The organism is Enterococcus sp. AZ035, from assembly GCF_050548325.1.
Lineage (GTDB): Bacteria > Bacillota > Bacilli > Lactobacillales > Enterococcaceae > Enterococcus > Enterococcus faecalis.
The window spans coordinates 1,471,716-1,485,563 of record NZ_CP172958.1; the positions used below are offsets into that span (position 1 = coordinate 1,471,716).

14 protein-coding genes are annotated in these 13,848 nt (G+C 39.6%); 2 read left to right on the top strand and 12 right to left on the bottom strand.

All coding sequences use genetic code 11. The features are described 5' to 3' along the window. From purF to IGL32_RS07160, 8 genes are all read right to left on the bottom strand, one after another. Nucleotides 1-1,440, bottom strand: coding sequence for an amidophosphoribosyltransferase (purF, locus tag IGL32_RS07125; RefSeq protein ID WP_002382407.1), 1,440 nt, complete (start codon nt 1,438-1,440; stop codon nt 1-3). Then, nucleotides 1,416-3,635 carry a phosphoribosylformylglycinamidine synthase subunit PurL gene (gene purL, locus IGL32_RS07130; RefSeq protein ID WP_002357273.1) on the bottom strand — a complete coding sequence of 740 codons (2,220 nt, stop codon included), beginning with the start codon at nt 3,633-3,635 and terminating at the stop codon, nt 1,416-1,418. Before purL ends, purF begins: the two co-directional genes overlap by 25 nt. Continuing rightward, a complete protein-coding gene (gene purQ, locus IGL32_RS07135; protein ID WP_002357272.1) occupies nt 3,632-4,306 on the bottom strand; it encodes a phosphoribosylformylglycinamidine synthase subunit PurQ in 675 nt (224 codons plus the stop codon). The genes purL and purQ overlap by 4 nt, the downstream gene beginning before the upstream one ends. Continuing rightward, nucleotides 4,307-4,558: a phosphoribosylformylglycinamidine synthase subunit PurS gene (gene purS, locus IGL32_RS07140; protein ID WP_002357271.1), complete on the bottom strand. Its 252-nt coding sequence runs from the start codon at nt 4,556-4,558 to the stop codon at nt 4,307-4,309. It abuts the gene before it with no gap. 13 nt (nt 4,559-4,571) lie between these two features. Continuing rightward, nucleotides 4,572-5,285, bottom strand: coding sequence for a phosphoribosylaminoimidazolesuccinocarboxamide synthase (purC, locus tag IGL32_RS07145; protein ID WP_010822912.1), 714 nt, complete (start codon nt 5,283-5,285; stop codon nt 4,572-4,574). Between the two features lie 151 nt (nt 5,286-5,436). Next, complete coding sequence (gene purK, locus IGL32_RS07150) at nt 5,437-6,561, bottom strand: 5-(carboxyamino)imidazole ribonucleotide synthase (protein ID WP_002379523.1); 1,125 nt, start codon at nt 6,559-6,561, stop codon at nt 5,437-5,439. Further along, nucleotides 6,554-7,042: a 5-(carboxyamino)imidazole ribonucleotide mutase gene (gene purE / locus IGL32_RS07155; protein ID WP_002365766.1), complete on the bottom strand. Its 489-nt coding sequence runs from the start codon at nt 7,040-7,042 to the stop codon at nt 6,554-6,556. Before purE ends, purK begins: the two co-directional genes overlap by 8 nt. Before the next feature lie 172 nt (nt 7,043-7,214). Then, nucleotides 7,215-8,081 (bottom strand): SPFH domain-containing protein, encoded by an 867-nt coding sequence (locus IGL32_RS07160; RefSeq protein ID WP_002357267.1) that lies wholly within the window; start codon nt 8,079-8,081, stop codon nt 7,215-7,217. 149 nt (nt 8,082-8,230) lie between these two features. On the opposite strand from IGL32_RS07160, the gene IGL32_RS07165 reads away from it, so the two are divergent. Next, the gene (locus IGL32_RS07165; protein ID WP_002380377.1) at nt 8,231-9,106 is read left to right on the top strand and encodes an NAD(P)H-hydrate dehydratase; all 876 of its coding nucleotides are present in this window, start codon (nt 8,231-8,233) and stop codon (nt 9,104-9,106) included. A gap of 97 nt (nt 9,107-9,203) precedes the next feature. Here IGL32_RS07165 and IGL32_RS07170 read toward each other — a convergent pair whose 3' ends face one another. The 4 genes from IGL32_RS07170 to IGL32_RS07185 form a co-directional block, all read right to left on the bottom strand. Next, a complete protein-coding gene (locus IGL32_RS07170) occupies nt 9,204-10,844 on the bottom strand; it encodes a peptide ABC transporter substrate-binding protein (RefSeq protein ID WP_086325790.1) in 1,641 nt (546 codons plus the stop codon). A gap of 61 nt (nt 10,845-10,905) precedes the next feature. After that, entirely contained in the window at nt 10,906-11,226 is a 321-nt protein-coding gene (locus IGL32_RS07175) for a cupin domain-containing protein (protein WP_002360128.1), read from the bottom strand. A 133-nt stretch (nt 11,227-11,359) separates the two neighbouring features. Continuing rightward, nucleotides 11,360-12,379, bottom strand: coding sequence for a branched-chain amino acid aminotransferase (locus IGL32_RS07180; protein ID WP_002369265.1), 1,020 nt, complete (start codon nt 12,377-12,379; stop codon nt 11,360-11,362). 190 nt (nt 12,380-12,569) lie between these two features. Continuing rightward, the gene (locus IGL32_RS07185; RefSeq protein WP_002371034.1) at nt 12,570-13,022 is read right to left on the bottom strand and encodes a DUF2188 domain-containing protein; all 453 of its coding nucleotides are present in this window, start codon (nt 13,020-13,022) and stop codon (nt 12,570-12,572) included. Between the two features lie 178 nt (nt 13,023-13,200). Here IGL32_RS07185 and IGL32_RS07190 point away from each other — a divergent pair, with 178 nt between their 5' ends. Further along, complete coding sequence (locus IGL32_RS07190) at nt 13,201-13,812, top strand: polymer-forming cytoskeletal protein (protein WP_156210022.1); 612 nt, start codon at nt 13,201-13,203, stop codon at nt 13,810-13,812. Nucleotides 13,813-13,848: the final 36 nt, after the last annotated feature.

Here is a 13,848-nt window from a genome sequence, read left to right on the forward strand (position 1 = left end):
TCAATTCCTCCTAGTTTCTTTTTTCAAGGATGCTTGATATTGTTCTTCATAATCATACAAAGGCGTTGGATAGTCTCCATTAAAGTAAGCCATACACAGCCCAGAATAAGGAGCATCATAATTTAATTGAATCCCATCAATCAGCCCTGCTTCACTCAAAAAAGCCAGCGAATCTGCGCCAATCTGCTCTTTGATCTCTTCAATTGAATAGTTTGCCGCAATTAGTTCGTCCCTCGTCTGTATATCAATGCCATAAAAACACGGATATTTTAATGGCGGTGAAGCAATTCTGACATGAACTTCTTGCGCTTCTGCTTCTTTTAATAAATGAATAATGCGTCGAATAGTGGTCCCGCGAACAATCGAATCATCTACTAAAATGACTTTTTTTCCTTTGACCACGCCACGAACTGCCGATAGTTTCATACGGACACCTTGTTCTCTTAATTCTTGTGTCGGCTGGATGAATGTTCGAGCGACATATTGATTTTTTACTAAACCTAGTTCGTAAGGTATCTGTGCTTCTTCTGCATAGCCGCTAGCTGCAGACAATGACGAGTTTGGTACCCCAATTACCATATCAGCTGCGACTGGACTTTCGATTGCCAAGTTCTTCCCCATCCTTTTACGAGCTGTATGCACATTAACTCCAGCAATATTTGAATCTGGTCGTGCAAAATAAATATATTCCATTGCGCAAATCGCCGGTTGGACTTCCGTAGTGAAAACCTCTATTTTCAAGCCTTCATCAGAAATGATGACTACTTCACCAGGTGCCACATCTTGAATAAAGCGAGCCCCAACTGTTTCTAATGCACACGTTTCGGATGCCACAACGTACGCCCCATTGTTCATTTGTCCGATGGAGAGAGGGCGAAAGCCGTTGGGATCTAGTGCAGCAATCATCATCGTTTCTGTTAATAAAAGATAAGCAAAGCCCCCCTTAACCAAATTCAAGCTCTCTTTTAGTTTATCGAGAAACGAGGCAGCAGTGCTTTTTCGAATCAAGTGCATTAAAATTTCAGTGTCTGAATTGGAATGAAAAATAGCGCCTTCTCTTTCTAGTTGTTTTCGTAAACGCTTGGCATTTGTCAAATTGCCATTGTGTGCTAACCCAATTTGACTATCATAAAATTTAAATAAAAATGGCTGAATATTATCCACGCTACCCGTACCAGCGGTTGCATAGCGTACATGACCAATAGCCGCCGTTCCTTCTAACGCATTCAGTTGTTCTTGCTTTTGGAATACTTCTGCTAATAAACCTAAATCACGGTGGCCATCTAATTTCCCAGAATTGTTCGCCACAATTCCCGCGCCTTCTTGGCCTCGATGCTGCAAGCTGTGTAAGCCAAAATAGGTCACTTGTGCCGCATCAGGATGACCCCAAATACCAAAAATACCACACTCTTCATTTAAGCTTTTTGCTTCATAAGACATGGAATCGCATCCTCCCATAAGGCTTTGGCTTCTTTTGTTGAACAATTGATCACATCATCTAACGCATGAATGATCAAACCAGTTTCAGTCACTTTCCCAATATGTTGAGCTTTTCTTCCGATAAGTGTTTCAAATGCTTCTTGATGCTGGGGACTAACTGAAAGAATAAAACGGGATTGCGTCTCCGCAAATAGATATTCTTTTGCTAATGGCAGTGTCACCTGTAACCCCAGTTCGTTGGCAAAAGCCGACTCGGCTAAAGCAACGGCAACGCCGCCTTCAGCGCAATCATGCGCGCTAGCAACTAGGCCTGCTTGAATTGCTTTTAAAACTAATTCTTGGTTTGCTTTTTCCTCTTTTAAATCAAATGAGCGTAATTGCCCTTCAATTCGCCCCAGTTGCATTTTTTGAATTTCTGAGCCGTTAAAATCTGCGTGGGTTTCACCGATGAGATAAATTAAGTCATCCACTTGTTTAAACGCTTGTGTGGTAATTTGTGAAACATCTTCAATTACTCCCACCATGCCGATCATTGGCGTTGGATAAATGGCTTGACCATCTGTTTCATTGTAAAGAGAGACGTTCCCAGAAATCACGGGCGTTCCTAGCTGACGGCAAGCTGCGGCGATTCCATCCGCCGACGTCCATAATTCCCAAAAACTTTCTGGTTTATCAGGGGAACCATAATTCAAACAATCAGTGATAGCCAAAGGTTGTGCTCCACTTGCTACAATATTACGGGCTGCTTCTGCAACCGCAATTTGCCCACCAATTTCAGGATTTAAATACAAATAACGGCTATTACAATCTGTCGTCATCGCTAAGGCTTTATTGGTGCCCCGCACTCTTAAAACAGCTGCATCACTTCCTGGTTGCACCACTGTATTCGTTTGTACTTGACTATCATAGGTTTCGTAAACTGATTTTTTCGATGCAATCGTTGGTTGTTGCAATAGGCGTTTTAATAATTCCGTGCTATTCGTAATTTCTGGAATGAAGGGCGCTAATTTTTTAAAAGCACGCATCCGTTCTGGTTCTTGATAGGCTTTCTGGTAAACAGGTGCTTCTTCTGCTAAAGCATCTACTGGTACATCTGCGACTATTTTGCCACCGTGAAAGACACGATACTGTCCATCATCTGTTACGGAGCCAATCGCTACCGCTTCTAAGTCATACGTTTGAAACAATTCACAAACTTGCTGTTCTGCTCCTTTTTCCACACAGATTAACATCCGTTCTTGGGACTCAGACAAGAGCATTTCATAGGGGCTCATCTGCGTCTCTCTCTGCGGAACTTTATCTAGCTCTAGAATCAAGCCTGAACCTGCTTTTGATGCCATTTCAGCACTTGAAGAAACCAAGCCAGCCGCCCCCATATCTTGGATGCCGATTAAAATATCTTGATGATTTTTGATTAAATCAAGACAAGCTTCCAATAATAATTTTTCCATAAACGGATCACCTACTTGTACCGCAGATCGTTGCTGTTCTTCACCTTCACTAAATTCTTCTGAAGCAAAGGTCGCACCATGAATTCCATCTCGTCCTGTTTTCGCACCTACGTAAAGAATGCTATTTCCGACGCCTTTTGCTTGGCCTTTTTGAATCTCATCATGACGAATCAATCCCACACACATAGCATTAACAAGTGGGTTTCCTTGATAACATGGCTCAAAAGCAATTTCGCCGCCAACGGTTGGAATACCAATACAATTTCCATAACCGCTAATCCCCGCCACAACTTCTTGAAACAAATAACGTGTTCGTGCATCCGTCAGTTCGCCAAATCTTAACGAATCCAGTAAAGCAATCGGCCGCGCCCCCATACTGAAAATATCGCGAATAATTCCACCAACGCCTGTAGCTGCTCCTTCGTAAGGTTCTACTGCAGAAGGATGATTATGGCTCTCTGCTTTAAAAACAACAGCTAATCCGTCACCAATATCGACAATCCCAGCTCCTTCACCAGGGCCTTGAAGCACTTGTGGCCCTTCCGTCGGAAACTTTTTTAAAACGGGCTTGGAATTTTTGTAAGAGCAATGTTCACTCCACATCACGGAGAATAAGCCAGTTTCTGTATAATTAGGTTCTCTTTGCAAAATGGTCTCAATCTGATGATATTCTTCATCTGTTAGTCCCCATTCTGCATACAACCGTGTCTCCTTGATTTCTTTTGGTGTTGGTTCATTCATCATTGGCTTAATTCCTTTCCAAAGTTTTTAATGATTGAAGCAAAAAAGCTGCGTCCATCTGTTGAACCTAACAATTCTTCCATCGCTCGTTCCGGATGAGGCATCATTCCTAGAACATTGCCCTGTTCATTACAAATACCAGCAATATTCGCAAGACTACCGTTCACCTTTTCTTGATACGTAAAAACAATTTGGTTCTTTTCTTTCAGCTCTTGCAACGTTTTTTCATCACAATAGTAATTCCCTTCGCCATGTGCTACTGGTAAATGTATCGAAACATTTTCAGGATACTCGCTTGTAAACTTTGTGTGCGTATTCACTTTCAATGGGACACTTTTACAAATAAAACGAAGCGAATCATTTCTTAGCAACGTGCCAGGAAGTAAGCCAATTTCTGTTAAAATTTGAAAGCCATTACAAGTGCCAAAAACCATTTTGCCTTCTGTAGCAAAGCGAATCACCTCATTGATAATTGGCGAAAACCGAGCAATTGCACCACAACGTAAGTAATCGCCATAAGAAAAACCACCAGGCAATAACACGCCATCAAATTTTGCTAAAGAAGTGGCATCGTGTCGGACAAATTCTGCATCGACGCCCATCACCTCTTTGACAGCCCACAATAAGTCTGCATCACAATTGGATCCTGGAAAAACAATCACTGCCAATTTCATTTAAATTTCCTCCAAAGATAAAATTTCAAAACGATAGGATTCCATATTTACATTGGCTAATAGTTGATCACAAATTTGTTCAATTTTCTCTTCAATTGCTTCTGTCTGCTGGACGTGCATTTCAAAATACTTACCGACACGGATTTCGGCTACTTCTGTAAAACCAAGCCGATGGACTGCTTCCTTAACCGCTTCACCTTGGGGATCCAAAATTGATTCTTTATACGTAACATAGACTTTGACAAAATACATACGCGCTTCCTCCTCAATTAGCTGTTAGTAAACGTTGTAAAACTTCTTCATATACAGGAACTATTTCTCCTAATTCACGGCGATAAACATCTTTATCCAGATGTTCGTTTGTGTTTAAATCCCATAGACGACAGGTGTCTGGAGAAATTTCATCTGCCAGTAACAATTGATTGGCCTTCGTCCGACCAATCTCGATTTTAAAATCGATCAAACAAATATTGAGGCGTTGAAAGAGTTGACTGAGCGCCTGATTAATTTGTAAAGCCAATGCTTTAATCTCCACAATTTCAGCAGGAGTGGCTACTTTTAGAAATTGAATATGGTCTTCGTTAATAAAAGGATCATCCAGACGATCTTCTTTGTAATAAAATTCAATAATGGGCGTCACTAATTTAGTGCCCTCTTCAATCGCTAAACGCTTTGAAAAACTTCCTGCCGCATAATTACGTACGACAACTTCCAAAGGAATCATTTCTACAGCCTGAATTAATTGTTCGTGTTCAGATACTTTTTTGATAAAATGATTGGGAATCTTCTGTTGCTGTAAATGTTCAAAAATTAGACTAGTGATTTGATTATTTAAAGCGCCTTTCCCAAGAACTTTATCTTTTCTTTGACCGTTTAAAGCTGTTGCTTGATCAAGATATTCCACAAAAAGAACCGCTGCATTTTCTGTTTGATACAACTTCTTCGCTTTTCCTGTATACACAAGTGCTTTCTTTTCCATTCTTTCCCTCTTCTCGTTAGCTTCATGAACCCTATTCTTTCTAACTCAGCTGATTCACATCAGACAAAAACTTACATTAGTTACAAAAAAACAATAATCGTTCGTGTTTGTCGAATGTAAAAATAAAAAACTTGCTTGGAGCAAGCATTTATTAAGTTACGTTCCAAATACCAACAGTCTCAATTTCCTTTAACGTTTCTGATAAGCAAGGTGTTGTAATGGTGACGTGGCCCATTTTTCTGCCAACTTTTGATTCGGCTTTTCCATAGTAATGGACTTGCCAAGTGGGTTTTGACGTGCATAACTGGTAGCTTTTTTCTAAGTGTTCGCCTAAGAGATTCACCATAACCACTGATTGAAGTAATTGGGGTAACCCAATGCCCCAATTGCTAATCCCTCGAATATGCGCATCAAATTGACTAAATGAGCAAGCTTCAATAGAGTAATGACCTGAGTTATGAGGCCGTGGCGCTAATTCATTGACGTACAACTCTTCTGAATCCGTTAAAAACATTTCGATAGCTAAAACCCCAGATAGATTTAATTCCTCAGCAATGTATTGCGCCAATTCCGCTGCTTTTTGTTGCACATTCTCAGAAATTCGTGCTGGCACAATTGATTCATGCAAGATATTCTTTCGATGAATGTTTTCAGATACAGGAAAGCTTTGGTAACCATGCTTATTCCCTGCAACGATGATTGAAAGTTCTTTAGTGAAAGGCACCCACTTTTCTAATTCACAAGTGGCGTTAGCTAATAATTTAGTCGCTTGGGAGAAATCCTCTTCGCATTTTAAGACGACTTGTCCTTTTCCATCGTATCCACCTTGAATAGTTTTTAAGACACATGGAAAACCAATCTTTTCTATTGCTTGTGGCAGCTCTTTCTGGCTTTTTACTTCCGCAAAAGGGGCAATCTTACAGCCAATCGATTGAAGAAACGTTTTTTCAAGCAATCGATTTTGAGTAATTTTTAACAATTCTGTTCCTTGTGGCAACTTTTCTAGTGGAATGGCCTTTTCTAGGGAGGCCACTTCAATATTTTCAAATTCATAGGTGATCACATCGCTTAACTCTGCTAGTTCAGTTAAAGCAGATATCTGATCAAAGGCTGCCACAATTTGACGGTCAGCTACTTGACCAGCTGGACTATTGAGCGTTGGGTCCAACACAATCATTTGGAAACCCATTTTTTTACCACTCATGACTAGCATTCGCCCTAACTGTCCCCCACCTATAATGCCAATAGTTGCTCCTACTTTTAAAGGTTTATTCAAGTTGTTCCCCACTTTCCATAACCGCTTTTTCCAATGATTGTCGTCTTGCTTGGATTCTTTCTGCTAACTGTAAATCATCAATACTTAGTATTTCTGCAGCTAATAACCCAGCATTGGTAGCACCTGCTGAGCCAATCGCAGTTGTTGCTACAGGAACTCCCCCTGGCATCTGCACAATAGACAACAGTGAATCAATACCGTTTAACGTTCGTGTTTTAACTGGAACACCAATGACAGGTAAGGTTGTCTTTGCAGCTACCATCCCTGGTAAATGGGCCGCTCCACCAGCGCCAGCGATAATAACCTTCAATCCTTTTGTTCGTGATTCCTCTGCAAAACGAAACATCAAGTCAGGGGTCCTATGTGCTGATATCACTCGTTTTTCATAAGGAATTTTCAACTCTTCCAACACAAGACAAGCAGCTTTCATCGTTGCCCAGTCTGAGGTACTTCCCATAATCACAGCGACTAATGGTTTCATGAATGTAATAACTCCTTCCGCCTTTTTTCACTGTTATTCTAACAATGAGAAAAAGAGATGTCAAAGAAAAACCGAAATATTATAGATTAAAATTATATAATGTTCGTGTTTATCAAAAAAAGAGTCATCGGAAAGATGACTCTTTTTTGCTATTTTTAGCGTTGCTTCCTCTTTAAGAAGAAACGTCGCCTGTATTAATAACTGGTTGTGTGCCCTTATCAGTAATGATTGAGACTAGTAAATTATTAATAAGTTGTACTTTTCGTTCATCGGTAAAATTAATTTCTTGCCCTTCTTCAATCTGTTCTAAGGCCATTTGTGTCATGCTTACCGCACCTTCAACAATTGTTTGTCGAGCCGCTAAGATTGCTTTTGCTTGCTGTCTTTGCAACATGGAGCTAGCAATTTCAGTTGCATAAGCTAAATGATTCAACCGTGTTTCGATAACCTCTACACCAGCCACTGCTAAGCGTTCTTGCAATTCTTTGGTTAACTCCTCGGAAATTTGTTCGGTATTTCCTCGCAGAGTTACATCATTATCTGAAAAAGTGTCATAAGGATATTGTGTTGCTACATGCCGGATTGCCGTTTCGCTTTGAATTTCCACAAAGTCTTGATAATAATCGACATTAAATAACGCCTTAGCTGTATCGACTACCCGAAAAACGATGACCGCAGAGATTTCGATTGGATTCCCGTCAGAGTCATTGACTTTTAATAGAGAACTATTGAAATTTCGTACTTTCAAAGAAATGTTCATTTTTTGCGTAAATGGAATGGTAATAAACAACCCATTTTCTTTAATCGTACCTAAGTAACGACCAAAAAATAAAATAGCTTTCGCCTGGTTGGGACTAACAATAGTTAGGGAACTTAAAAATAAAATAGCCCCAACTAACAAAATAATACCTAAAACAACAAGAACTCCATTGGTATGACTTGCTCCATAAATAAATAAACCAATTCCCGCAATTAAAATAACTAATAAGCTCGCAATTCCTACGTAGCCACTCATATAAAATGTTTTTTTCTCTTCCATCTGTTTCACTCTCCTAACTCATTTATCTGGTCCTTATTATACACCTCATTGCCTTCAATAGAGTAACTTTTAACATTAAATAAACTGATTTTTTCGGGGCTCTTGTAGTATACTGAGAACAAAGAAATCCCAAGAAAAGGAGTGATAGAATGCGCTATTTAAGCAAGGACATTTTAGAGGAAGTCATCACTCAACGCCCCTCTGACTCTTATAAAAGTAATTTTGGGCGTGTTGTATTAATCGGAGGAAACCGACAATATGGCGGAGCCATCATCATGAGTACCGAAGCGTGTATCAATAGTGGCGCTGGTCTCACCACTGTGATTACTGATGTTAAAAATCACGGGCCTTTACATGCAAGATGCCCAGAAGCGATGGTCGTGGGCTTTGAAGAAACAGTCCTTCTGACGAACGTCGTAGAGCAAGCGGAGGTTATTTTAATTGGTCCAGGTTTAGGCTTAGATGCTACTGCACAACAAATGTTGAAGAGGGTGCTTGCCCAACATCAAAAACAACAATGGTTAATTATCGATGGCTCAGCAATTACCCTGTTTAGCCAAGGTAATTTTTCCCTTACCTATCCTGAAAAAGTTGTTTTCACACCTCATCAAATGGAATGGCAACGTTTGAGTCACTTACCTATTGAGCAACAAACACTGGCAAATAACCAGCGCCAACAAGCAAAATTAGGCAGTACGATTGTTTTAAAAAGTCATCGCACCACAATTTTCCACGCAGGAGAACCTTTTCAAAATACAGGTGGCAACCCTGGGATGGCTACTGGCGGAACTGGGGATACCTTGGCTGGCATCATTGCTGGTTTTTTGGCTCAGTTTAAGCCGACAATTGAAACCATTGCTAGCGCCGTTTACTTACACAGTCTCATTGGTGATGATTTGGCCAAAACCGACTATGTTGTTTTACCAACGAAGATTAGTCAAGCCTTGCCGACATATATGAAAAAATATGCCCAGCCACACACTGCACCTGATTCTGAACTATTAGAACAGAAGCGTTCGAGATAAAACCCGAAAAGGCTAAATGGTGACAAATTTTGGGTTAAAAAGCAGGATTTAAGCCTGGGCCGAAAATCAAAAGCGATTTTCAGCCCAGGCTCTCTTTTTATTTTTCCTTATAAACATTTTTTAACGTTAATGGAGCGCCAAAGGTATGAAAATTCAAGCCTTTGACTTTATCATTTTGCAGGACTGTTTGTTCATTTTGGCTAAGTGGAATCATGCCAGCAGTCGTTTCAATCACTTCTTTTTCAGCTGCAATCAGTGTCGCCCATCTTTTTTCTGGCTCTAAGGCATAGGTTGTGGCTGCTTCATCTAATAATTTGTCATAGACAGGGTTCTGATAATTGCGATCATTGCCCTTGTATAAAGTCATCAGGGTAGAAATAGGATCTTGATAGTCTGGTGTCCAGTAAATTAAGAATAAATCATAGTCACTTTCTCGCCCAAAGTTCAATGCAGCTTCAGTCGGCAATGCGGTTAGCTCTATTGTCAAACCAGGAAACAGTTCTTGTAGCGAGCCTTGCAAACTTTCACCAATTTTTTTGTAAGAACCATCATCTGTTACCATCAATTCAACGTTAACCTTTTCTCCTAATTCTGCTTGTGCTTTTTTCCAATAACTTTGCGCTTTTTCTTTGTTATAAACCATTAAATTACCTGCTTCTTGACGAAAATCGAGGCCCGTTGTGGGATTCGCCACAAAGCCTTCCGTAATCGCACCATGTAGCGCTTTAGAACCATCTGCAATAATATTATTGACTAGATTTTCTTTATCTATGCCTAAAGCCAACGCTTTACGCAGGTTTTCGTTTGCAAGCGGCGTTGCTTGCCCTTTCCGTTTTTGATTTAAGCGCAAATAGTTCATTGTCGCTGTTGGGTACGAATGATACAACGTATTATTTTTATTCTGTTGCGCCAATTCACCACTTAGTGTAGCCACATCTAATTGTCCATCTTCAAAAAGATTCAATGCGGTAGATGTTTCTTTGATAACCGTATAATTGATAATGTCTGAGCGCACGTTCTGGTGATCCCAATAGCGATTATTTTTTGCTAGTTGCCAGTCCATCTTTGTTTGCTGCCAATCTTTTACCACGAACGGACCATTATAGACGACTTTATCACTAGCAGTTCCATAGTCCGCACCAAATTGTTCGACTACTTTTTGATTTTGCGGGAAAAATGTAGGGAAAGCTAACAAGGACGTAAAGTACGGTTTTGGCTCTTTGAGCGTCACCTTTAATGTATAATCATCCACAGCTGTGACACCTAGTTCATTGGGTGCTAATTTCCCAGCTGAGATTTCTGCACCATTTTGAATTGTTTCAACGATGAGGAAGCTATAAACAAAGCCGTTTTTAGGATCAATCATTTTTTTCCAAGCATATTCAAAATCATGTGCTGTGACAGGATCATCGTTACTCCAAACCGCTTCTTTTCTCAAAGAAATCGTGTAGGTTTTTCCATCTTCTGAAATCATCGGCAATGCTTTTGCTACGGCTGGTACCAATTGGTCTTGTTCATCTAAACTATATAACCCTTCAAACGCTGCAGTTTGGACAATAGCATCTGGAAAATCCAATAATACAGAGGTGTTGAGCGTTGTTAATTCCGAGGGTGACATCAGTTGAACGGCTTCTTTGGTATTTTTCCGTTTCTTTTTATTTTCATTTTTATTGGTACACCCAGCTAAAAATCCTACCAATAAAATACAAACCATTGTGATTTTTAAATACTTTTTCATCTTCTTTCTCCTATAACTCTTCATTTTTTATGCTTTTACTTACAGAAAGACAGCTCCCCTTTTATTTTGTCCTTTCCACAAGCATCCAGACAACGACCGCTGGCTCCAACCCATCATTATAATTAATGTGCCCCTCACCAGCTTCAATTAATTGGGCTTGTCCAGCTTTTCCGACTAAGTCTTGACCATCTTCTAAAATCGTATGTGCTTCGCCAGAAATCACATAAGAATATTCATCCTGTTCATGGCGAGCATATCCAGCTAAAGGCCGTTTTTCACCAGGCTGTAATGTAATAATGCCCATTTGAACTTGTGTATTTGGTTGGTTTTCTTTATCAAAAAAAATCGTCATTTCGTCTGATTCTGCTGATTTAATAAGCAATAGCTTTCCCTCCTTTTTTAAATCTTGTATCTTCCATTATTCCTTTAAATAGTATCAAAGTCAATCTTTTTATAGAAAATTCTGAATATTCTACACAAAAAAAGAGAGCATGAATTCTCTCTTTTTTGTCTCTTTAAACTTTTACAATCCAGCCTTCTGGCGCTTCTTTGTCACCAAACTGTATGCCAACCAGTTCATCATATAGTTGCTTAGTCACTGGTCCAACTTCCGTTTCACTATAAAATACATGGAAATCTGTGCCGTTTTGAATCCCACCAATAGGAGAAATAATCGCCGCTGTGCCACAAGCACCCGCTTCGGAGAAGTCCGCTAATCGATCAATGTAAACGTCTCCTTCAAGCGCCGTCATCCCTAAACGTTCTTTTGCTAGCGTCAATAATGAATATTTAGTAATACTTGGCAAAATAGACGCTGATTTCGGCGTAATAAAAGTACCATCTTTGGTTATGCCAAAGAAATTGGCTGCACCAACTTCTTCAATTTTCGTATGCGTATACGGATCTAAATAAATGCAATCACTAAATTCTTTCTCATGTGCTTCTGCACCTGGTAAAAGACTAGCTGCATAATTGCCCCCCACTTTAGCGGCCCCGGTTCCTCGACCCGCTGCTCGATCATATTCAGAAACGATAAAGTTGGTTGGTGCTAAACCATTTTTAAAATAGGAACCAACCGGCACGCAAAAAATAGAAAAAATGTATTCTTTGGCAGGTGCTACGCCAATATTATCGCCGACACCAATCATATAAGGGCGAAGATACAACGTACCGCCCGTTCCATATGGCGGTAAATAAGCAAGGTTGGCTTTCACCACTTCTTGGCATGCAGAAACAAAGGTTTCTACTGGCACTTGTGGCATCAGTAGACGCGCACAACTTTTTTGTAGCCGTTTGGCATTTTCATCTGGACGAAACAAATTGACAGAACCATCTGCACATTGATACGCTTTTAATCCTTCAAAACATTGTTGGCCATAATGTAGAGCAGGCGAACCTTCACTAATCGTTAACTGATTGTTATCTGTTAGCGTGCCTTCTTCCCACTTGCCATCTCGCCAATAACTAATATAACGAAAGGGCGTTTTAATGTAAGAAAATCCTAAATTATTCCAATCAAGATTGGCTTTTTCCATTGTCGTAGCACCTCAATTATTTTGATTTTTTATCTTAATTAGTGTAATTGTACCCACCAAAAACTAGAAAAGCAAGCCTTATTCTCATTCTTAACTTTTGTTATTTTTTCTTACTTGTCCATTTCTCCCTCACCAAAAAACCTTGATAGCCGTTTCTTCAATTGCAACGGAATATCAAGGTTTCGAAAAATTATTCAGTATACTCTTTGGTTTCTTGTAACGTACCATCTTGCTTATAGATTTTCAGCTTTGTTTGCTTATTCCGAGCAATTTCTTGAGCTCGTTCAACCGCCTCTTGTTTGTGGGTAAATGTATTACTTGCTTTTTCAGCGCTGTCTGAAATCACCAACCATTGGCCGTCTTTATATTTAACGTTGACAGCCGCCGTTAATAATTTTCCCGCATGTTTATCCTGTTTATGCGAATCTTGTTTCGTAGGATTTGCTTCTTGTTCGAAGGCTTTTTTGTCTGCTGCACTTGCCTCTTGATACCATTTCTCCGCTTGACTAATCGCAATTGGAATGGCGCGATCATCAGGGTAGCCATCCACAAGCAACGCATTGCCAATATCTATCGCTTTTTTCCGAATCAAAGGTGCTAAATTTTTCATTGATGTAGGATAATCATTCATATTCCAAGGCATCAAAATCTCCTCCTTAAATTCTGTCTATTACTAGCTTACTACAGAAAAGAAACATTTGAAAAAGAAATGATTACTTTGAATATTTCCTGAACCTTCTTGAGAGAATAAGCCTAATTTCCCATTAGCCAAACTTCTCAATCTTTGAGTGTATGATTACTCATTTCCCTTTGAATCAGTTATGATAAAGGAAGAAATAAATAAATTTTTTGGAGGGATTTTCATGAAAATGTCTAAAGTACTCACCACTGTTTTGACGGCAACTGCTGCTCTTGTGCTGCTTAGTGCCTGTTCATCTGATAAAAAAACAGATAGTAGTTCTAGTAGCAAAGAAACAGCTAATTCAAGTACAGAAGTAGTCTCTGGTGCTTCAATTAGTGCCAAGCCTGAAGAGCTCGAAATGGCGTTAAGTGATAAAGGAAATTGGATTGTCGCAGCTACTGACAATGTCACTTTTGATAAAGAGGTAACAGTTGCTGGTACTTTCCATGATAAGGGGAAAGATTCCAACGATGTCTATCGTAAATTAGCACTTTATTCCCAAGATGATAATAAAAAAGTAACTGCTGAATATGAAATCACGGTTCCTAAGCTAATCGTTTCTTCTGAAAATTTCAACATCGTTCACGGGACTGTCAAAGGTGATATTGAGGTGAAAGCAAATGGCTTTACTTTAAATGGTACCAAAGTTAATGGCAATATTACTTTTGATAAACAAGAATACAAAGATTCTGCTGACTTAGAAGAAGATGGTGCCACTGTTACTGGTGAAGTCACCGTAGCCAATAATTAAGTTATTACCAGACAATTTTAACTAGTAAAAAACCAA